This window comes from Mesorhizobium sp. M2D.F.Ca.ET.226.01.1.1 (assembly GCF_004022705.2).
Taxonomy (GTDB): domain Bacteria; phylum Pseudomonadota; class Alphaproteobacteria; order Rhizobiales; family Rhizobiaceae; genus Mesorhizobium.
Genome location: NZ_RZOY02000001.1, coordinates 351,900 through 371,633 on the forward strand (window position 1 = coordinate 351,900; position 19,734 = coordinate 371,633).

At 61.7% G+C, this 19,734-nt stretch carries 16 protein-coding genes; 7 read left to right on the top strand and 9 right to left on the bottom strand.

What is annotated here, in order from left to right:
* Positions 1–153 precede the first annotated feature (153 nt).
* Complete coding sequence (locus EN869_RS01665) at positions 154–582, top strand: helix-turn-helix domain-containing protein (RefSeq protein WP_127227941.1); 429 nt, start codon at positions 154–156, stop codon at positions 580–582.
* Between the two features lie 80 nt (positions 583–662).
* Here the strand turns inward: EN869_RS01665 and EN869_RS01670 are convergent, their stop codons facing one another.
* The 3 genes from EN869_RS01670 to EN869_RS01680 are packed head-to-tail and all read right to left on the bottom strand — an operon-like array spanning position 663 to position 5,161.
* A complete protein-coding gene (locus EN869_RS01670) occupies positions 663–1,388 on the bottom strand; it encodes a ribonuclease activity regulator RraA (protein ID WP_127227940.1) in 726 nt (241 codons plus the stop codon).
* A gap of 13 nt (positions 1,389–1,401) precedes the next feature.
* The gene (locus EN869_RS01675; RefSeq protein WP_127227939.1) at positions 1,402–3,045 is read right to left on the bottom strand and encodes a hydantoinase B/oxoprolinase family protein; all 1,644 of its coding nucleotides are present in this window, start codon (positions 3,043–3,045) and stop codon (positions 1,402–1,404) included.
* Positions 3,029–5,161, bottom strand: coding sequence for a hydantoinase/oxoprolinase family protein (locus EN869_RS01680; RefSeq protein WP_127227938.1), 2,133 nt, complete (start codon positions 5,159–5,161; stop codon positions 3,029–3,031). Before EN869_RS01680 ends, EN869_RS01675 begins: the two co-directional genes overlap by 17 nt.
* Positions 5,162–5,492: 331 nt before the next feature.
* Between EN869_RS01680 and EN869_RS01685 the strand changes: the two genes are divergently transcribed.
* Together EN869_RS01685 and EN869_RS01690 are read left to right on the top strand one after the other, a co-directional pair.
* Positions 5,493–6,989: an aldehyde dehydrogenase family protein gene (locus EN869_RS01685; protein WP_167506977.1), complete on the top strand. Its 1,497-nt coding sequence runs from the start codon at positions 5,493–5,495 to the stop codon at positions 6,987–6,989.
* 13 nt (positions 6,990–7,002) lie between these two features.
* Entirely contained in the window at positions 7,003–8,655 is a 1,653-nt protein-coding gene (locus EN869_RS01690; RefSeq protein ID WP_127227936.1) for a choline dehydrogenase, read from the top strand.
* Here EN869_RS01690 and EN869_RS01695 read toward each other — a convergent pair.
* On the bottom strand, positions 8,648–9,100 hold the full coding sequence (locus EN869_RS01695; RefSeq protein ID WP_127227935.1) for a RidA family protein: 453 nt from the start codon (positions 9,098–9,100) through the stop codon (positions 8,648–8,650). The two genes, EN869_RS01690 and EN869_RS01695, sit on opposite strands and share 8 nt — an antisense overlap.
* Positions 9,101–9,298: 198 nt before the next feature.
* Between EN869_RS01695 and EN869_RS01700 the strand changes: the two genes are divergently transcribed.
* The 4 genes from EN869_RS01700 (at position 9,299) to EN869_RS01720 (ending at position 13,733) form a co-directional block, all read left to right on the top strand.
* Positions 9,299–10,036: a FadR/GntR family transcriptional regulator gene (locus EN869_RS01700; protein ID WP_127227934.1), complete on the top strand. Its 738-nt coding sequence runs from the start codon at positions 9,299–9,301 to the stop codon at positions 10,034–10,036.
* A gap of 152 nt (positions 10,037–10,188) precedes the next feature.
* Complete coding sequence (locus EN869_RS01705; protein WP_127227933.1) at positions 10,189–11,280, top strand: ABC transporter ATP-binding protein; 1,092 nt, start codon at positions 10,189–10,191, stop codon at positions 11,278–11,280.
* Between the two features lie 349 nt (positions 11,281–11,629).
* Complete coding sequence (locus EN869_RS01715; RefSeq protein ID WP_127227931.1) at positions 11,630–12,628, top strand: Gfo/Idh/MocA family oxidoreductase; 999 nt, start codon at positions 11,630–11,632, stop codon at positions 12,626–12,628.
* A 67-nt stretch (positions 12,629–12,695) separates the two neighbouring features.
* Positions 12,696–13,733 (top strand): pyridoxal-phosphate dependent enzyme, encoded by a 1,038-nt coding sequence (locus tag EN869_RS01720; RefSeq protein WP_127227930.1) that lies wholly within the window; start codon positions 12,696–12,698, stop codon positions 13,731–13,733.
* Between the two features lie 9 nt (positions 13,734–13,742).
* On the opposite strand, the gene EN869_RS01725 is transcribed toward EN869_RS01720, so the two are convergent.
* The 5 genes from EN869_RS01725 to EN869_RS01745 all read right to left on the bottom strand — a co-directional run bounded on the left by EN869_RS01725 (position 13,743) and on the right by EN869_RS01745 (position 19,254).
* Positions 13,743–14,492, bottom strand: a complete 750-nt coding sequence (locus tag EN869_RS01725; protein ID WP_127227929.1) for a FadR/GntR family transcriptional regulator — start codon at positions 14,490–14,492, stop codon at positions 13,743–13,745.
* A gap of 351 nt (positions 14,493–14,843) precedes the next feature.
* Positions 14,844–15,692 (bottom strand): carboxylating nicotinate-nucleotide diphosphorylase, encoded by an 849-nt coding sequence (nadC, locus tag EN869_RS01730; RefSeq protein ID WP_127227928.1) that lies wholly within the window; start codon positions 15,690–15,692, stop codon positions 14,844–14,846.
* A gap of 2 nt (positions 15,693–15,694) precedes the next feature.
* Positions 15,695–17,245: an L-aspartate oxidase gene (locus tag EN869_RS01735; protein ID WP_127227927.1), complete on the bottom strand. Its 1,551-nt coding sequence runs from the start codon at positions 17,243–17,245 to the stop codon at positions 15,695–15,697.
* Positions 17,242–18,216 (bottom strand): quinolinate synthase NadA, encoded by a 975-nt coding sequence (gene nadA, locus EN869_RS01740; protein WP_127227926.1) that lies wholly within the window; start codon positions 18,214–18,216, stop codon positions 17,242–17,244. The genes EN869_RS01735 and nadA overlap by 4 nt, the downstream gene beginning before the upstream one ends.
* A gap of 84 nt (positions 18,217–18,300) precedes the next feature.
* Complete coding sequence (locus EN869_RS01745) at positions 18,301–19,254, bottom strand: hypothetical protein (RefSeq protein WP_127227925.1); 954 nt, start codon at positions 19,252–19,254, stop codon at positions 18,301–18,303.
* Positions 19,255–19,734: the final 480 nt, after the last annotated feature.

A 19,734-nucleotide genomic window follows, 5' to 3' on the forward strand; every position in this document is an offset into this window, starting at 1 on the left:
TGGCGGCGCGAAGACCGTCCGGTTTCAGCTGGCCTCATATCGTAATACGATATAACTCTTCAAGCCGTTTTCGCGCCCTGCTCCGCGTCATTTTGGGCAGGGACCACGACAACAACCTGTTGAGCTTTCGCGGGAAAGGACCATAAGTCGGAAATGACGCCGCCGAAATCACGTCCCGCCATCAGCCAGGCCGACTACCAGCGGCTGTCGCAATTCCGTTATTTGATCCGTCGCTTTCTCGAATTCAGCCAAATCCAGGCCAACGAGGCGGGCCTCACGCCGCGCCAGCACCAGGCGCTGCTGGCGATCAAGGGCTTTCCAAACGGCGGACCGGTGGCGGTGGGCGATCTCGCCGAGCGGCTGCGCATCCGCCACCATAGCGCGGTGGAACTGGTGAACCGACTTGCGGAGGCAGGCCTGGTCATACGCGATCAGGACAAGAGCGATTACCGCCGCGTCTTGCTGGAGCTCACCCCTTTGGCCGACGATCGTCTGGCCGAACTGTCGGCCGCGCATCTTGACGAGCTTTCGCGCATAGAGCCGATGCTGCGCCGTCTGCTTTCCCGCCAGGAAGAGACCTAGATCAAAGGAGAAGTGGCGGGCTGCGAAGGGAGGATCGCAGCCCGCCAGGCCGGCCTCGGGAGGACGAGGCCGCTTTGGGTCTAGCGTCCTGCCTTTTTGCGCCAGGCCTCATATTTTTCCTGGTTTTCCGGTTTCGTACACGGATAGAGCCCGATGATCGACGCGCCGCCACGAACCTCCTCCAGGACGAAGTCCTCGAAGCATTCCATTCCGGTGCATTCCTCCGCAATCTCGTCGGCGAGGTGAGCCGGGACCACCATCACGCCGTCCTTGTCCCCGACGAGGACATCGCCTGGGAAGATCGGCGCATCCCCGCACGAAATGGGCACGTTGATGTCCAGCGCTTCATGATGTGTCAGGTTGGTTGGCGCAGACGGCCTGGCGTAGTAGGCGGGCATGTCCAGCGCGCCTATGCCTTCCGCGTCGCGGAAGCCGCCATCCGAGACCACGCCCGCCGCGCCGCGCAACGCCAGCCTCGTGATCAAAATAGAGCCCGCGGTCGCAGCCCTGGCGTCCTTGCGCGCGTCCATTACGAGGACATGGCCGGGTGGGCAAGTCTCCATCGCAACGCGCTGTGGATGTTCCGGATTCCGGAAAACGGTGATCGGATTGCGATCTTCGCGCGCGGGAATGTAGCGCAGTGTGAATGCCGGGCCGACCATGTTGTCCTGTTTGGGCGCAACCGGAACGACGCCCTGAATGAACTGGTTGCGCAGCCCTCGCTTGTAGAGCGCCGTGGCGATGGATGCGGTGGATATCTTCTTCAGCTTCGCTCGCGTTTCGTCAGATAAGTTATGTTCACTCATGCTTTCCTCGAGTTCACTTGGTTAGACCGTTTTGGCGATCGGCCGTGACGCTGCCGGCATCGCGCTCGGCGGCGGGGCCATAGCCGCCCCCACCGGGCGTTTCGACGACAAGCCTGTCGCCCGCGGGCACCAGCTGCTTGCCTTTGCCATTGAGGGATCTGCCTGACTTCAGCGCGACTTTCCCCGGAGCACCGTTTTCGCCGCCGAAGCGGCCGCGTGCGGGGTTCTCGATGCGGTCGAGGGCTGCGTAGATGTAGAACGGATGGCCTTCGCGATGACCGATCTCGATGCTTTGACCGAGACCGCCACGAAATTTACCAGCTCCGCCCGAACCGGCACGCAATTCCTTGCGCCAGAAAATGAGCGGGGTCAGGGTCTCGAGGATCTCGACAGGAACACCAGATACCCCCGACGGGAAGGCCGTGGCGTTGAGCCCATCCAGCCGCGAGCGGGCTCCGGTGCCGCCGGTCTGAACCGACAGCGCCGAGAAGCGTCGCGTCCCTGCGATGCCTTGTGTGAGGCAAGCGTCATGCGCGTCTTCAAGGATGAGGTTCCACAGAGCTGACGCGCCCTCGGCCAAAACGTTCTCGGGAACCAGTTGCGCAAGACAGCCATAGACCACATCGGGCAGCATCTGGCCGATGACGTGTCGCGACGATACCGGGGCAGGACGTTGGGCGTTGACGATTGTCTCTTCGGGAGCCGTGACCGTCACGACAGATAGCGAGCCCGAATTGTTCGGGACCTCAGGGAACAGCGCGCAGGCGACGGCATAGGTCGAATAGGCCTGGGCATAGCTGATGGGCACGTTGATGCCGCGCGCTGAAAGGCCCGATGTGCCAGTAAAATCCACCGTGATGTGGTCGTCCGCAATCCGGGTCGTTGCCTTCAAGGTGACCGGCCGGTCATAACCGTCGATCACCATTTCCGCCTCGGCTGTGCCTTTCGGAATTACGTCGATCGCCTTCAGGGCTGCGTCGCGTGAGCGCCTGACAATCTGGTCGCAGAGCGCGGTCAGATCGGTAAGATGAAACTCCTCCAACATGTCCGCCAGCCGGCTCACTCCGATCTGATTGCAGGCGGCGAGGGACATCAGATCGCCTTCGAGTTCAGCCGGGTAGCGCGAATTCGAGCGCGCGAGGGTTATCAGGGTCTGATTGATCTCGCCCGCCGTGATCATTGCAAGCGGGGGGACATAAAAACCCTCCTCGAAGACATCGCGGCCGTCCGGGCCGAAGCCGATGCCTCCGACGTCCATGAAATGACAAGTCGATGCAAAAAGTCCAACCAGATGGCCCTGATGGAAGGCGGGCGTTACCGCGACGAAGTCATGCAGATGGCCCGTCCCCATCCAAGGGTCGTTGGTGACGTAGACATCACCCTCGCGCATGGTGCCTGCGGGATAGCGGTTCAGGAAGTGCAGCACCGAGGCGGCCATCGTATTGACATGTCCGGGCGTGCCTGTCACCGCCTGCGCGATCATGCGGCCGTCGGGGTGGAAGTAGCCGGCAGAAAGGTCGCCCGATTCGCGGACGATCGGGCTGAATGCCGTGCGGCGTAAGGCCTGGGCCTGTTCCTCGACAACGGCGATAAGGCGGTTCCACATGATCTGGAACTCGATCTCGCCAATCTGCTGGATTTCAGGGCTGACGGTCATCTGTCGCTCCCTTGCGATCGGACTGTCGGGCCGCTTGTGCGGCAAGATTGGTCAGGACCAGATGGCCGAACGCATTGCATTCGACACAAAAGTCCCTCGGAACGACCGTGTTGGTCTCCCGCTCGGTGATGACGAGCGGCCCAGTCAGGATGATGCCCGGGCCAAGCTCGGAGCGCTCATAGACAGGAGCGTGGACGGTGCTGCCATCGATTTCGGTGAAGGGGGTCTCGCCCGACGGTTCGATCTTCCGACAGCTGCCATTTGAGGCGTCATCCGCCGCGAGGACAGGTTGTTCGGCAGATGCGGTTACCGCCCACGTGAGAACCTCAATCTCGTGATTGGGCAGGAAGCGACCGAAGACCTCTTTGTATCGACGATCGAATGCCTCCTTTAAAGCCGCGCCGTCGATCCCGCCATCTGCCGCGAATGGCAGATCGACCTCGAGTTCGTGGCCCTGCCCAACATAACGCAGGAACGCTGAGACATGCGCCTTGATGGGTTGGCCCCCAGCTGCGGGAGCAACCACGGCGCTGGCCTCCTGCTTCATCTGTGCGATGAGGTCGGCAGTGGCAGCATTGTTGACGCGGGCCAGCCGGCTATGGCGGCTCCGCACGACCTCGTAGGCCAAAGGGGCCTCCAGAAAGCCGATGGCAGATCCGACGCCGGCTCCCTTGGGCACGATCACATTGACCAAGGACAATTTTCTTGCCAGTTGCGCTGCGTGCATCGGAGCGGCGCCGCCAAAGGCGATCATTGCGCGGCGCCGCAGGTCCTTGCCGTGCTCGGCGGCATGGACCCGGCTGGCGTTTGACATGTTCTCCTCGACGATCGCGGTGACCGCGGCGGCGGCCTGGACGGGCGTCAAGCGCAACTTATCTCCTACCTCGCTGGATAGCGCTTGCTCTGCCAGGTCGCGCCGCAAGACCATGCGGCCGTCAGCGAATTTTCGGGTGTCGATCCGCCCCAGCACGAAATCACCGTCGGTGACAGTCGGCCGACGGCCGCCGATTCCGTAACAAGCCGGCCCTGGCTCCGAAGAAGCACTCTCAGGACCGACCGTGAGGCGCCCCATGCTGTCGACCTGGGCGATCGAGCCGCCTCCTGCGCCGATCTCGACCATTTCGATCACTGGTATCCGGACCGGCAGGCCCGAACCCTTGAGGAACCGCTCGGTCCGATCCACCTCGAAGCTGCGCGATTTCAGCGGCTGGCCATGGTCGATCAGACAGATCTTGGCGGTCGTTCCCCCCATGTCGAATGAGACGATCGCGTCAAGATCGCATTCCTTAGCGATCTTGGCTGCAAGGATTGCCCCACCGGCCGGGCCGGATTCGACCAAACGGATCGGGTAATCGGCGGCCTGGTCGACGGTCGTAAGCCCTCCGCCCGAGGTCATAAGCAGAATCGGCGCGTTGAGCCCCTTTTGCGCCAACTCAGCTTTGAGCCGGCCAAGATAACCGGCCATGATTGGACGGATATAGGCGTTAGCAACCGTGGTCGAGGTGCGCTCGTACTCACGAACCTCGGGGCACGTCTCGGAGGAGATACAAAAATAAACGTCGGGCAGCCTGGCCGACAGGATTTCCCGCACGCGCACCTCATGCGACGGATTCGCATAGGCATGGATCAACGAGACGGCTATCGATTGAACGTCTTGCTCCTTCAACGAATGCGCAAGTGCGACGACCTGTGCGTCATCGAGCTCGAGCAGGACGCTTCCATCGGAGGCGACCCGCTCTGGTATGGTGAAGCGCAAGCCGCGGCCCACCAACGGCCGTGGCTTCTTGATGAAGATGTCGTACTGGTCATGGCGGCTTTCCGAGCCAATTTCGATGGTGTCGCGGAAGCCTTGCGTGGTGATCAGTGCTGTCTTGGCACCACGGCGTTCGATAATTGCGTTCGTCGCCAACGTGGTGCCGTGGAGGAAGACGTCAAGGTCACCGAATCCAAGCCCCTGCGTTTCCAGCAGGCCCTGCACGCCGTCGATAACGGCGCGTTCGGGCGCCTGATGGGTCGTTAGGATCTTGGTCGAGGCGCGGACGCCGCCGATTTCGATGACGATATCGGTGAAAGTGCCGCCGATGTCAGCGGACGCTCTGTTGACGCGGGAAACCATCAGCACTCCATTACGGCAGGCAATTTTTCATATTTGTAATTTTTCTGGCGGATTGTCAATCAATCTGGCGTGCAGACTGACGCACAGACCCGCCGGCCGGGACTATCGGGGCCCGGCCCACAGCGATTTGGCTGCCGCTCTGCCACTGCAGCAAATGCGAAACCCGTGAAATATACGGTCCACCAGTTTACAGTCAGCCAATTTTTGGAATATGTGACCGGCGAAATCGGTTGACAAATATGTAATTTTGTTGCCCGCTTTGCGCAGCGTTTTCGGCGCGCTTCGACAGATCAGGTCAAGGCGCACGCAGACTGGAATGCAGGGATTTGGAATGACTTCTGGTTTTATTCCGCCGAAAGCGGTCAGACAATTTGGAAGCTGGATCGACGGCGCGTGGTCGTTCAGCCAAGGCGCGCAGAGTGTGTCGGTCAACCCGGCCAACGGCACGCCGGTTTCGCTGTTGCATGAGGCGGGGGAAGGCTTGGTCGGTCAGGCCTGTGTGAGCGCTCACGCTGCCTTCGAGGCCGGATGGCGCCTATCGAGTGGGGAGCAACGCTCCAACGTGTTGCTGCGAACCGCCAGTCTAATTCGCGAAAATGTGGATGAACTGGCCTGGTTCGAAATGGCCGAAAGTGGCAAGCCGCACGAGCAGGCGAGGCTTGAGATCGAGCGGTCGGCCATGCTGTGGGAATTTGCCGCCACGCAGGCCCGCTCTCTTACAGGCGACAGTTTTGGCGGCCTGGGTAAGGACTATTTGGCCTTGACACTGCGCGCGCCAATCGGCGTGGCTGGCATCGTGACGCCCTGGAACTTTCCGTTCTTGATCATCAGCCAGAAGCTGCCGTTTGCCCTTGCAGCCGGCTGTGCGGCTGTCGTGAAGCCATCGGAGCTGACTTCGGCCACGACACTGCTCTTGGGTCCTATCCTCAAGCAGGCAGGCCTGCCCGATGGGGTGTGCAACATCGTGACCGGCAGCGGCAGGGTGACCGGGGAGGCTTTGCTTAAGCACCCGCTGGCTCGAATGATCTCCTTCACCGGATCGACGGCGGTGGGCAAACACGCCATGGAAATCGGCGCTCGGGTCTTGAAGAAGGTTTCACTCGAGCTAGGCGGCAAGAACGCCCACATCGTCATGAATGATGCCGATCTGGGAGCCGCGCTCGACGCCGCCCTGCATGGAGCCTTTCTCAACGCCGGCCAATCGTGCAATCAAGGCGGTCGTATCCTGCTTCAGAACGGCATCGCCAAGGATTTCACGCGAAAGTTTATCGAGGCCGCACGGTCCATCCCCGTCGGCGACACGCTGCGCGACGACGTGCTGATGGGTCCAATCATCAGCGAAGCGCAGTATCGCAAGATTCTAGGCTACATCGAGATCGGCAAAGCCGAAGGCGCGACGCTTGCCCTTGGCGGTACGTATCGGGAAGAGGCCGGCGGGCGCTACATCGACCCGACCGTTTTCACCGAGGTCGCATCCAGCATGCGGATTGCCCAGGAGGAAATATTCGGTCCAGTTTGCACCATCCAGACTTTCGAGACGCTAGAAGAGGCCTTCGCCATTGCCAATGGCACCGACTACGGTTTGTCGGCCGGCATATGGACGGGCGACACAGCCGCGGCGCTGAGGGCTGCACGGGAGCTGGAGGCCGGAACCGTTTGGGTCAACACCTATCTCGACGGACCCGCTGAACTTCCGTTTGGCGGCCTCGGCGCGAGCGGAATCGGGCGCGAGGTTGGCCGCGTCGGATGCGAAGAGTTCATGGACATCAAAACTGTCCAATTGCGCAGCGGCGGATATCAGCCGCGTTGGATCGGCAAGGCCATCTGAGGTGAGGGTGAGGATGGACAAGGAATATGACTTTATCGTTGTTGGTGGCGGCTCGGCCGGCTGCGTCGTGGCTTCGCGCCTGAGCGAGGATGCCGGCTCACGCGTGCTTCTTGTCGAGTTCGGCAGGAAGAACGACGGTCCTCTGGTTCGCTGGCCAGCGGGCTACGCCAAACTGCAAGGCCCGAGGTTTCGCTACGAGTGGGAAACGGTTCCGCAGCCGGCTCTCAACAACAGGCGCATGCTTTTCCCGCAGGGCAAGGTTCTGGGCGGCGGCTCATCGGTCAACTCGATGGTCTACATCCGAGGCAACCGTCGCGACTACGATCAGTGGCGCGACTTGGGCAACGAGGGATGGGGCTATGATGATCTGTTGCCCTATTTCCGCAAATCCGAGGACAATGAGCGATACCTCGACGATTACCATGGTCAGGGCGGGCCGCTTGGCGTGTCCGACCAGCGTTCGCCGATCGACCTGACGCGGGTCTATATCCGCGCGGCGCAACAGGCTGGCTACCCCTACAACACCGATTTCAACGGCGCGCAACAACATGGGGTCGGTTATTATCAGGTCACTCAGCGCGCGGCACGTCGCTCGAGCGCCGCGCAGGCCTTTATCTACCCCAATGCCAATCGCAAGAACCTGACCGTGCAAACCGAGGCCCGCGTGCTTCGGGTGTTCGTGGAGAACGGCCGCGCGAGAGGCATCGAGGTCGCAATGAAGGGACAGACAAGCCGGATCGAGGCCAGGTCCGAGGTGATCCTGTGCGCGGGCGCAATCAATTCTCCGAAAATCCTGCTGCTTTCAGGCGTCGGACCAGCCGCCGAACTCAAGCGCGCGGGCGTGAGGGCGATTCATGATCTGCCAGGCGTCGGCAAGAATTTGCAGGATCATCTGGACGTCTATTGCTGTGCCAGCCTCAGGGAACCGGTATCCTATAACGGTCACGACAAGGGCCCGATGGCGGCTTGGCACACGCTGCAATTTCTGGCCTTCGGCACTGGCCCGCTCACGTCGAATGTCTGCGAGGGTGGAGGCTTCGTATCTACTGATGGGAACACAGATTGGCCCGACATCCAGATGCACTTCCTTCCCGCCTACGTCATCGATCATGGCCGCGTGCAGGTCAAGGGCCACGGAATGACCCTCAACACCGCCTATCTTCGACCCGAAAGCCGCGGAGAGGTGATGCTGGCGTCCGCGGATCCGGCGGCCGAGCCGATCATTGATCCGAAATACATGACGCATGAGCGCGACTGGGCGCACACCGTCAACGGGTTCAAGATTGCTCGTGAAATCCTGTCACAGCCCGCTTTCGCCAAGATCTACAAGGCCGAACACTTGCCTGGCGCGAAACGAACGAGCGAGGAGGATTTGCGTGCCTATGTTCGAGAATGGAGCAAGACCGACTTTCATCCTGCAGGGACCTGCAAGATGGGTTCCGACGAAATGGCTGTTGTGGACACCGACCTCAAGGTCCGCGGCATCGACGGACTACGGGTCATCGATGCTTCTATCATGCCGACGCTGGTCTCAGGCAACACCAATGCGCCATCGATCATGATCGGCGAGCGTGGCGCCGATGCGGTGAAAGGGCGCAAGTTGCCGCAGCAGCACACGCTCGCTCGAGAGGTGCTGCAAAAGCTTCCGGCCCACCCGGCTACTTGACGGCAGCGACAAGCTCGATCTCGACGCTGGAGTTGCGCGGCAGTTCGGCAACGCCAACCGCGGAGCGCGCGTGATTGCCGCGTTCGCCAAGCACCTCACGCAACAAAAGGGTTGCAGCGTCGGCCACGCGGGGCTGGAGATTGAATCCCGGTGCCGACGCGACGAATACTGTCATCTTCAGGATCTGGACGACATTGTCCAGACCGCCGACGGCATGCGCGAGAGAGGCAAGCGCGTTGCGCATCGCAAGGTCAGCCGCTTCCTTTGCCTGTTCGAGCGTGACATCCGATCCGACCTTGCCCGGGTGGAGATCCTCATCGCCGGTCTTGGGCACATTACCGCTGACCCAGGCCTGGCCGTCGTGCACCAGAACCGAAGTGTAGCCATAAGCGGGCGGTTGGTAGGCCGGGATCTCGTATCCGTTGTAGGTGAAGGCACCTGTCATTGTTGTCATTCCTCCTATGGGGCCCGCGGTGCGTTTGGCGGGCCCCGTCTCTCGTGAGCACCGCTAGGATTTGCAAATGGGGGCGAGTTGCTGGACTTATCCGGAGAATGTCGGACATGTGTCATAAAAATCGCTTGCTGTAAAACAAATTAGCTGACAGATTACAAATATGTGCACACGCCAAGCCCCGGCAGAGCGATGAAGCTCAAACTGGCAGACCAGGTCTATTCCGCTCTTCGGCAATTCGTCGAAGGCGGTGAGTGGCCAGAGGGCACGCGGATACCTCCGGAGACCGAGCTTGCGAAGAACTATGGCGTCTCGCGGCCCGTCGTCCGGGAGGCTTTGATCAGGCTCAGAATGGAGGGCTTGATCGGATCGCGCAAAGGATCCGGGAACTTTGTGATCGGCAAAAATGGCCTGGACTCGGGTGGCTATAGGCCAATCGAGAACATAGCCGACCTCATCCAGGCGTTTGAATTTCGATTCTCCCTGGAATGCGATGTGGCTGCTTTCGCGGCGCTGAGGCGGACCGACGAGGAGTTGGAGGAAATTCGCATTGCCTCCGCCGTCGTCAGGAAACAGTCGAACGAGGAGACCTTCGGCGATGCCGATTTCGGGTTCCATCTGGCGCTGTCCCGAGCAAGTCGAAACGCTATGTATGAGACCACGCTCAGCATGCTGCGCACGCAGATCGTCTTCGGGATGCGGCTCGTAGGAGAATTCTCTCAACAACAAGCGGCAACCCGGTCCGAGGCGATCTTCGAAGAACACGAGACGATCGTCGACGCCGTTGAGGCTCGAGATGCCGACAACGCCCAGTTGGCAATGGGTCGGCATCTCATGAACTCACGACGCAGGATCCTCGGCTTCGAAATCGCGAGTGATTGGCAACCCTCATTGGGCACCGGGCCGACGATCCGAAGGGGGCAGAATTGAAGCCGCCCCTCCGTCCGCCGTGCTTGCGTTCTTGGCGACCGCGATCACCCGTGCGTGGCGCTCCCTTGAACGTAAATCTGTGCACCCAGCCCGGGTTTCCCAGCGCGATTTCGGTCGCCGCCCGATCCGGCGGCCCTGTGAGAGGTTAGCTTATGTCTTCGTTGTCCATCGATAGCGTTTACAAATATTACGGCCCCAACCTGTGCGTCTTGAAAAACATCAACATTGACGTCGCATCCGGCGAGTTTCTTGTCCTTCTCGGACCATCGGGCTGTGGCAAGTCGACCTTGCTCCATGCAATCGCCGGCCTTCATAGGATCAACGCCGGCGAAATCCGACTTGGCGAGCGCGTCCTCAACGAAGTCCCATGTCAGCACCGCGATATCGCGATGGTGTTCCAGTCCTATGCGCTCTATCCCTCGATGACCGTCGGGCAGAACATCGCTTTTCCGCTGGAGATGCGAAAACTGCCGAAACCCGAACGTGACAAGGCGGTTTCCGATGTCGCCAACCTGCTCCAAATCACCCATTTGCTGGATCGAAAGCCGGGACAGCTGTCTGGCGGGCAGCGGCAGCGGGTAGCAATTGGCCGCGCATTGGTGCGAGAGCCAAGCCTTTTCCTTTTCGACGAACCACTATCGAACCTCGATGCTCTTCTTCGTGTCGAAATGCGGACCGAGCTGAAGAAGCTGCACCATCGGATGGGTCGAACCACCGTCTATGTGACACATGACCAGATCGAGGCCATGACGCTGGCAAACCGCATCGCCATCCTGGACAAAGGTGTCGTTCAGCAACTTGGAACCCCAGGCGAGGTCTACAACCGACCTGCCAATCTCTTTGTCGCGACTTTCATCGGCAGCCCGCGCATCAACCTTTTGCCGGCGGTCAGCAAGGGGGGGAGGGTGGTGCTGGAGGGGTCAGGAACAATCCTCCCGGCCCCGCAGGAATTCGCCTCGGCTTTGCGCCAGGATGGTCGCAGGGTCACGGTCGGAATCCGGCCGGAGCACTATGGCCTGGCAGAGGGTAACGCCGCGAGCGAGAAGACCGTCGAGATCGAGGCCGACGTCAATCTCATTGAGCCGACGGGATCGGACGATGTCATTTTGTTTCAGCATTCCGGCGTGGAACAGTTGGCCCTGTTGCGGGCAGGGCATGTGAGCCAGAGCGGCAGGGCGCGGCTGCGTGTCGATACGTCACGGATCAGCGTCTTCGACAGCGGCTCCGGCGAGCGCCTTCAATGAGCCTGGATGCAGATATCTGCCTGGCAGCTTCCTGGCCTGGAGACGCATCCGTCGCCCGGTCACCATGGGGGCAAATCATGCGCCGCACCGGGTGCCCATCGGCACCTGCCCAAGCGATCGGCGTTACAGGTGTCTGGCGCCAAGGCGCAACTGTGCGGGCCAGCGAGCCCGCAGATTTTGTGCCCGTATTCAGCATGCGCAAAGCGCACCACTTCCTAAGTCTCGATGCTGCTGACGGATCCTTCATTTCGCCTTCAGCTGCTGTCGATCCCGCATTGACGATAGCAGCCCAAGCCGTGCGCGTAGGCGATCGGCTTACATCCATCCTCGTTCATCAGGAACCCGTGCAATGACAAAGCAACTTCGATGGGGACTTGTCGGCGCAAGCCGCATAGCCGCCGAGTGGATCATCCCCGCGATCAGGGCGACGCCAGGAAACGAAGTGGTTGCCGTCCAGGGCAGCAACGCGGCGCGTGTGAGCGAATATGCCCGGGCCAATGACATCCCCCTTACCTGCGAGTCGCTTGAGGACCTGCTCTCGGCCGGTGTCGATGCCGTCTACATCTCGAACACCAACGAAAAGCATGCCCCGTGCGCCATAGCGGCGCTCAATGCTGGCAAGCATGTGTTGGGTGAGAAGCCGATGGCCATGACCGAACAAGACGCCCGGGAAATGGTTTCGTTGGCAAAAGACAAAGATCTTGTCTTGGCGATCAACCATCATTTGCGCGGCATGAATAGCCACCGCAAGCTACGTGAACTTGTCGAAAGTGGCGTGCTCGGCGACCTTGTCGCGGTTCGCGCCATGTTCGGCGTTCTGCTGCCCCAGGACAATCGCGGATGGCGCACCGATAGCGCTTCGGCCGGAGCAGGCGTCTTCTTTGACCTGACCGTTCATGACGCAGATACCCTGCACTTCATACTGGGTGAGAAATTTGTGCGCGTTGCTGCTTTTACTTCCAACAACGGCATCTCTGCCAAAGGGATTGAAGATGGCGTAGCCACAATAGCCCAAACGGCGTCTGGGCTCACAGTCCAGATCACGGAGAGCTTCGCGATCGAGCATGCTCGAACAACCCTCGAATTGCACGGCACCAAGGCTTCTGTCTTTGCCGATGACGTGCTGCTGCAGCGGCCCGGCGGCAGGCTGGAGCTGAGCGTGCGAGGCAACCGCCAAGAAATTCCGATCGAGCATGAAAACGCCTACCCCCGTGTCATAGCGGCCTTTGCCGACGCCGTCAGGGGCGTCGGCCGCCCGCTTGTCTCCGGCGAGGACGGTCTCGCATCGCTTCGATTTGCACTTGCCGCGCGGACCGCGGCCTCAACAGGTCGAGTGATCGAAATCTGACCGCTTCACGTGTGCGGATCGCGCCACCGGATCGCCCCGGGAGCATCATCCGAAGGATCCAATCCGAATGACGATTGTTTCAAAGGCCGAACTGAGCTCTGCGCTCGCAGTGCTCCCGCGTGTGCGGCTGGCGCATCTTCCGACGCCTATCGACTACTGCCCCACGCTGACAAAGCGGCTCGAAGGACCGAGGATCTGGATCAAGAGGGATGACTGCACCGGTGTCGCCTTCGGCGGCAACAAGGTCCGGCAACATGAATTCATCCTCGGTGACGCGGTTAGTCGCGGGGTCGACGTGGTGATCCAGGGCGCCGCGTCTCAATCAAATCAATCGCGCCAACTCGCCGCAGCTGCTGCGCGGCTTGGCCTAGACTGTATCCTGATGCCTCGCAAGGACGCCCACTACGATCATGTTCAAGGCAATCAGCTTGTCGCCAGACTTTTCGGTGCCAAGATCGTGCCCGTGGACGCAACGGCTTCGCTGAAGCAGGCCAAGGAAGATATGGCGGCAAGGCTGAAACGCGAAGGCCGAAACCCGGCTATCCTCGGTATGGGATCGCAATCCGCGCTGAGCTTGGCGGCGGTCGCCTATGTCAATGCGTATCTGGAGATATCTTCTCAATTCGAAGCGCTGGACGAAGTGCAGCCCACTCACATCTATGCGACCTCTCAGGGAAGCACGCAGGCCGGCTTGCAGGCGGCGGCAATGCTGCTTGGGCACACCACTCAAATCCGCGGCATCAACCCGATGGACAGCCGCAACGAGGCCTATGAGTTTCCTTCCGCGATTGCCGGTCAGTGCGAAGCGGCGGCGCGTATCCTCGGGTTCGATTTGTCGGTCCCACTGGAAGAAATCAGCAACTCCACCGATTGGGTGGGTGCCGGCTACGGCCTCCCCTCGGCGGATGCCCAAGAGGCGTCTGCCCTGCTGGCCCGAACCGAGGGTATCCTTGTCGACCCGGTGTACTCAGGAAAAGGGCTCTCCGGCTTGCTTGGCGATATAAGGTCTGGCCTTCTGACGGTGAAGGACCGCGTGGTGTTCATCCATACAGGCGGACTGCCAGCCATTTTTTCTTACGCCGACGCCATTCTGGCTTGTACCTAGATATGACCGTCACGAAGCTGACGAGCTGGTGTTGACCGGCCCCAGCCTTTGCCAATTCGGTGGGACATCAAATCCCAGGATACGATGGCGCGACTGAAGCAGATGGTTCCGCATCGCGTCAAAAGCCGCTTGCGCGTCACCGGACTTGATTGCATCGACGATCAAGGCGTGTTCGCGATAAACGGTCTGAGCTCTTGTGGTGCTGCCGATCAGCGAGAATTCGCCCACCAGGCGCATACCCAAAAGTATCTGGGGATTGAGCATCGACAGCGTCGCTTCGAAGAGCTTGTTTCCAGTGCCCTTGGCAATCGCGATGTGGAATGCCAGGTCAAGATCACCGAAATCACTCTCGCTCAGATCGCTTTTGAACTTCTCATGCGCGGAGATAATTTCAGCCAGATCCTGCGGTTTGCCTCGCAACGCGGTGAATGCCGCAGCATCGCACTCAATCGTCAATCGGAACTCGAACGCGCTGATGAGGTCTGCGACATTCTCGATAGGGCTGTAACTTCGCCTTGGTGCCCCGTTGGCGGCAATGACCACGCTGCCTGAACCGCGACGGGAGTCGATTATCCCCTCGCTGCGAAGCTGCACCAGGGCCTCGCGCACGACGGGGCGTGAAACACCAAAGCTGGCCGCCAGTTCGGTCTCGGTAGGCATGCGTGTGCCTTCGCGCCACTCACCTTCGTCGATCTGGCGACGCAACCCGTCATAGACGCGCTTCGAGAGCTTGATGCGCTCATCATTTGGAGCACCCATTCGCAAAATCCGCGTGATTCTCCCAGTTGTCTTACAAATCTACTCAAGCAAATGCGGAAAATCCATAACGTGAGTATCGGCCCGGACGTCGGCCGCAGCAAATCAGCGGATGCTGGCCGATCGACTGCCGCGATGTTCGCAATACGTCGCTGTGCCGGCACCACAGATTCCAGCTGTGCACGGCTTATCCCCAGCAATACCGCCGCTAAGGCGACGATATGGCGGGCAATCGCGACGAATACCGTGCCTTGCGCACGACCGCGGCTCTGACTTTGCCGACAGGGTGAAGCCGCGGGCCCGGTACGAAATGGCCACTGATCAATGTCGAGCTGCCCGACTGACTACCTCTCGCTACCGGCAATCCAGCCCGATATCCAGGATCGGCGCGCTGTGCGTGATCCAGCCGACCGAGATCAGATCGACGCCGGTCGCGGCGATCGCGGGTGCCGTCTGCACGGTCACCCGGCCGGACGCCTCGGTGATCGCGCGGCCGTCAACCATCGCCACGGCCTCGGTCAGCTGCTCGATGGACATGTTGTCCAGCAGCACGGCGTCGACGCCCACCGCCAGCGCGATATCGAGCTGTGCAAGCGTGTCGACCTCGACCTCGATCTTGACCATGTGGCCTGCAGCCGGCCGCGCGCGCTCGATGGCCGTGCGGACATCGCCGGCAATCGCGATGTGATTGTCCTTGATGAGCAAGGCATCGTCGAGGCCGAAGCGGTGATTGCCGCCGCCACCGGCGCGCACGGCGTAGTTCTCCAGGGCACGCAGACCGGGTGTGGTCTTTCGCGTGCACACAATCTTGGCCTTGTGGCCGCGCACAGCATCGACGATCGCCGCGGTTTGTGTCGAGATGCCGCTCAGATGGCAGAGCAGGTTGAGCGCAGTCCGCTCGGCCGTGAGCAGCGCGCGGGCAGGTCCGCGCACCGACGCTATGATATCTCCCGCGGAGACGCCGCTGCCGTCCGCGTGGATTATAGTGACTTCGGTTCGGGGATCGATCAGCTCGAAGGCGAGGGCGGCGATAGCGAGGCCGGCAATCACGCCTGGCTGTCTTGCGGCAAGCACCATCGTGGCGGTGGCGTCCGGAGGAACGATCGCTTCGGTGGTGAGGTCGCCGGCGCGGCCAAGATCCTCGAGCAGGGCGGCTCGCACCAGCGGCTCGACCATCACGTGCGGCAAAGGCGTCAGCGCCATGGTCAAGCCCTCCTGTCGAGCAGCGTTGCGGTCTCGGGTATTGTGTCGGAAAGGATCGCCGCTGCTTCGAGCGTCTCGTCCATGGTCAACCGCAGCGACCGTGACCGAGCATCGCGCCAGGGAAAATCGATCCGGAAGTGCGAGCCCCGGCTCTCCTCGCGGCGCAGGGCGGCGATCGTGATCATCAGCGCGACCAGCGCGGGATCCGACCCGGCACCGCGGCCGGCGACAATCGGCGCCAAGGCCTTTGCAGCTTCGCGCAGCAACTGACCGTTGCGCTCAATGCCGAGCGCGTGCGAAACGATCGGTCGGATGCGCGAGGCGTCCGGTCGCGGCGGCACGATAGCCGGCTTCGGCCGTCTGTTCGCGGTAGGCGAGGCGGCGACGCTTGCTGCGACCGAGGCAGCGCACACCACTGCTTCAACGAGCGAGTTGCTTGCGAGACGGTTGGCGCCGTGCAGCCCGGTCCGGGCGACCTCGCCACAGGCCCACAGCCCGCGAAGCGAGCTGCGGCCTTTCGCGTCCACGGCCACCCCGCCCATATGGTAGTGAGCCGCGGGACGGACGGGGATCGGGTCCACTGCGGGGTCGATGCCGGCCTCGCGGCAGAGCGATGCGATCGCGGGGAAGCGCCGGGCGAACCTCGGCCCGAGACACCGCCGCGCGTCGAGGAACACACGATGCCCGGCCTCGAACTGGCGCCACACGCTCCGCGCCACGATATCGCGGGGCGCGAGCTCGCCGGCGGGCGTATCGGCGAGGAAGCGCCGGCTGCGCTCGTCGACGAGAACCGCGCCCTCGCCGCGCACCGCTTCGCTGACCAGCGGCATCGGGCGCCGCGAGCCATCGAGCGCGGTCGGGTGGAACTGCACGAATTCGAGATCGGCAAGCTCCGCGCCGGCGCGCGCGGCAAGCGCCAAGCCCTGGCCGAACGAGCCTAGCGGGTTCGTCGTATGATCGAACAGGCCGCCGATACCGCCGGTCGCGAGCACCACGCGGCCAGTCGACAGCGTCATAGCTTCGCCGTTTCCAACGGCAAGCACGCCGACGATTGCGCCGTCCTCGACGAGCAGGCGCCGCACCTCGACGCCTTCAAGGATCGCGATCGACGCTACCTTTTGCACGGCAGCAGCGAGCGCGCGGACCAACTCGCGGCCGGTGGCGTCGCCGCCGGCATGGACGATCCGCCGGCGCGAATGCGCGGCTTCGAGCCCGAGCAGAAGCGTGCCGTCGAGCGCTTGGTCGAAAGCAACGCCCAACCGCGCGAGATGCTCGATCGCTTGCGGCGCCGCCTCGACGACACGTCTTGCGGCCACCTCATCGCAAAGCCCGTCGCCGGCCGCGAGCGTGTCGGCAAGATGCAGGTCCGGGCTGTCATCGCTGCCGAGGCTCGCTGCGATTCCACCCTGGGCGAGGACGCTGGAAGCTTCGTCTCCCAGCGCGGTTTTGGAGACGAGGACGACCGGTTCCGGAGCGAGATGAAGCGCCGCCATCAGGCCCGCGATGCCGCCGCCGACGATGACCGGCCGGCCGTGGAGGTTGTGCATGGTCATATGGCGAGCATCCGCTCCACTGCCTGTCGTGCGCGTTCAGCGGCGCCCGGGTCGATGGTGACGATGTGGCGGTTCTCCTCGAGGGCCGCGCGGATGTTGGCGAGCGTGATGCGCTTCATGTGCGGGCAGAGATTGCATGGGCGCACGAAGTCGACTTCAGGATGCTCGATGGCGACGTTGTCGCTCATCGAGCACTCGGTCATTAGCACGACGCGCGCCGGCTTGTGGCGTCCGACATAATCGGACATCGCCGCCGTCGAGCCGGCAAAATCCGCCTCGGCGACAACCTCCGGCGGGCACTCGGGATGGGCGAGCACCGTGACGCCGGGATGCGCCTTGCGCAGTTCGCGTATATCGGCGGGGCTGAAGCGCTCATGCACTTCGCAATGCCCCTTCCAGGCGATGATCTCGACCTTCGTCTGCGCCGCGATGTTCCTTGCCAGATATTCGTCGGGCAGCATGATCACCCGCGGTGCGCCGAGCGATTCCACCACTTGAAGCGCATTGCCCGAGGTGCAGCAGATGTCGGACTCGGCCTTCACCGCGGCAGAGGTGTTGACATAGGTCACGATAGGCACGCCGGGATAGCGCTGCCGCATCATGCGCACATCAGAAGCGGTGATCGAGTCGGCCAGCGAACAGCCGGCGCCGAGATCGGGGATGAGCACGGTCTTGCCGGGATTGAGGAGCTTCGCCGTCTCGGCCATGAAATGCACGCCGGCGAGCACGATAATGTCCGCATCGACCGACATCGCCTTGCGGGCGAGCGCAAGGCTGTCGCCGACGATATCGGCCACGCAATGGAAGATTTCGGGCGTCTGGTAGTTGTGCGACAGGACGACGGCGTTGCGTTCACGCTTAAGCGCCAGGATGGCGTCGATGTCGTCGGTGAAGGCCGGCCATTCGATCGGCGGGATCACCCGCCGGACGCGATCGTAGAGGGATGCGGCGGTCGAAAGCGAAATAGACATCGGCGCTCCAATTATTCTCTAAGTGAGTATAATGTGGATATATACTTACTTTGAGAATAAGGGATGTCAAGGACGCGATTGTGGCTATTTCGTCCCTGCGGCCACCCGTTCGTCGAGAACGGCGTGGCGGAAGCGAAAGAGCTTCGCCGGCCGGCCGACAGTGTCGGCGGTCGTCTCGCCTGTCTCCTCGACCAGTTCCTGCTGCTCGATGAGGCGCCGGAAGTTCGGCTTGTGGACCAGCCTTCCGGAGAGCGCTTCCACGGTGCGCTGCAACTGGAGGAGGGTGAAGACCGGCGGCATCAATTCGAACACCACCGGCCGGTATTTGATCTTGGAGCGCAGCCGCGCGATCGCCGTTGCCAGGATGCGACGATGGTCGGCTATCATCTTGGCGCCGGGTACCGGTGGCGGCGGTGCCCTTCGCTCCGACCCGCGCGTCGCCTCCTCGATCAGACCTGCCTCGTAGAGGAGTTCATAACGCTGCAGCGCAAGTTCCTCATTCCAGCTACTACCGTCCAGTCCGAAGGCGAATGAGGCCCTTTGCCGGCGCTCGCGCCGCAACGATTCGGAGCCAGGTTCGCTGGCCCAGGCCAGAAGGCGAGGCTCCACCACGTCCGAAATTATTGTCGGCACACCCGTGCGATGGTCTTCCCAGGGGAAGAAATCGTACCAGCTTCGCCAAAGGCGTCTGCGCAAGCCAACGGAATGCTCAGCACGCGTCAGGGCAAGATAGCTGATCGAGATCACCCGCTGTTGGCCCTCTTCACCGATCCGGTCACGGTCGGCAAACGTGTAGAGTTGCTCAATGTAACCGAGTTGGTGGCCGGTCTGATGTTCCACCCATCCTCGCAGCCCGGACTGCAGCGAGCGATGGCCATGCTCGAAGGGACCCGATGGCAAGGCATCGCCAGCCCCGACGGCAAGCACGCTTGGACCATGCTCGGTCATCGCCACAACGACAGCGATCAAGTCCACGCTTGCATTGTGGGCCTTGGTCGAAGGCCTAGCCTTGCTGCCTGTCGCTGCCTGGTTCTGCATGATCTCCCGCGCGTCAGTCAGCACTGGTCGAGAAGCTGAATCGGTTCGATAGGAAGGTGGACTGCGACCGCTGCGCGGTCAACGTCCCTGGATCGGTCCTCATCGATCGCAGCCGGTGCTTAGCATCGCTAGCGGCTTGAAAAACAAAGCACTTGCACTTCAACTGGGTCGGCATGGCCACCTCGATCATGCTGATGCCGCGCAGACGCAGCTCCTTTACAAAGTCGGTCCTGTAGCGTGTGACTGGTCTGTCCGACACGGCCTTGGCCAGTCTCTGGATACCCCGAGGGATTCTCGCGGCCTCCGGGACGGGTTCCTCTGCTCCCGGCCGCCGGTGTTTTTTTAACGTAGCGTTGAACTTGCTGCTTTTACGCTTTATTTGATAGGGTTCCCCCAGGGATCAGGAGTCGCCGCTGGAAGCGGAATCTCCTTCGGGTCCGCGCCGAAGAGCGCATCGATATCGGTGTCGGTCATGGCTTG

Coding starts and splice junctions, on each gene's coding strand:
- EN869_RS01665 (WP_127227941.1), top strand. CDS start 154: ATGACGCCGCCGAAATCACGTCCCGCCATCAGCCAGGCCGACTACCAG.
- EN869_RS01670 (WP_127227940.1), bottom strand. CDS start 1,388: ATGAGTGAACATAACTTATCTGACGAAACGCGAGCGAAGCTGAAGAAG.
- EN869_RS01675 (WP_127227939.1), bottom strand. CDS start 3,045: ATGACCGTCAGCCCTGAAATCCAGCAGATTGGCGAGATCGAGTTCCAG.
- EN869_RS01680 (WP_127227938.1), bottom strand. CDS start 5,161: ATGGTTTCCCGCGTCAACAGAGCGTCCGCTGACATCGGCGGCACTTTC.
- EN869_RS01685 (WP_167506977.1), top strand. CDS start 5,493: ATGACTTCTGGTTTTATTCCGCCGAAAGCGGTCAGACAATTTGGAAGC.
- EN869_RS01690 (WP_127227936.1), top strand. CDS start 7,003: ATGGACAAGGAATATGACTTTATCGTTGTTGGTGGCGGCTCGGCCGGC.
- EN869_RS01695 (WP_127227935.1), bottom strand. CDS start 9,100: ATGACAGGTGCCTTCACCTACAACGGATACGAGATCCCGGCCTACCAA.
- EN869_RS01700 (WP_127227934.1), top strand. CDS start 9,299: ATGAAGCTCAAACTGGCAGACCAGGTCTATTCCGCTCTTCGGCAATTC.
- EN869_RS01705 (WP_127227933.1), top strand. CDS start 10,189: ATGTCTTCGTTGTCCATCGATAGCGTTTACAAATATTACGGCCCCAAC.
- EN869_RS01715 (WP_127227931.1), top strand. CDS start 11,630: ATGACAAAGCAACTTCGATGGGGACTTGTCGGCGCAAGCCGCATAGCC.
- EN869_RS01720 (WP_127227930.1), top strand. CDS start 12,696: ATGACGATTGTTTCAAAGGCCGAACTGAGCTCTGCGCTCGCAGTGCTC.
- EN869_RS01725 (WP_127227929.1), bottom strand. CDS start 14,492: ATGGGTGCTCCAAATGATGAGCGCATCAAGCTCTCGAAGCGCGTCTAT.
- nadC (WP_127227928.1), bottom strand. CDS start 15,692: ATGGCGCTGACGCCTTTGCCGCACGTGATGGTCGAGCCGCTGGTGCGA.
- EN869_RS01735 (WP_127227927.1), bottom strand. CDS start 17,245: ATGACCATGCACAACCTCCACGGCCGGCCGGTCATCGTCGGCGGCGGC.
- nadA (WP_127227926.1), bottom strand. CDS start 18,216: ATGTCTATTTCGCTTTCGACCGCCGCATCCCTCTACGATCGCGTCCGG.
- EN869_RS01745 (WP_127227925.1), bottom strand. CDS start 19,254: ATGCAGAACCAGGCAGCGACAGGCAGCAAGGCTAGGCCTTCGACCAAG.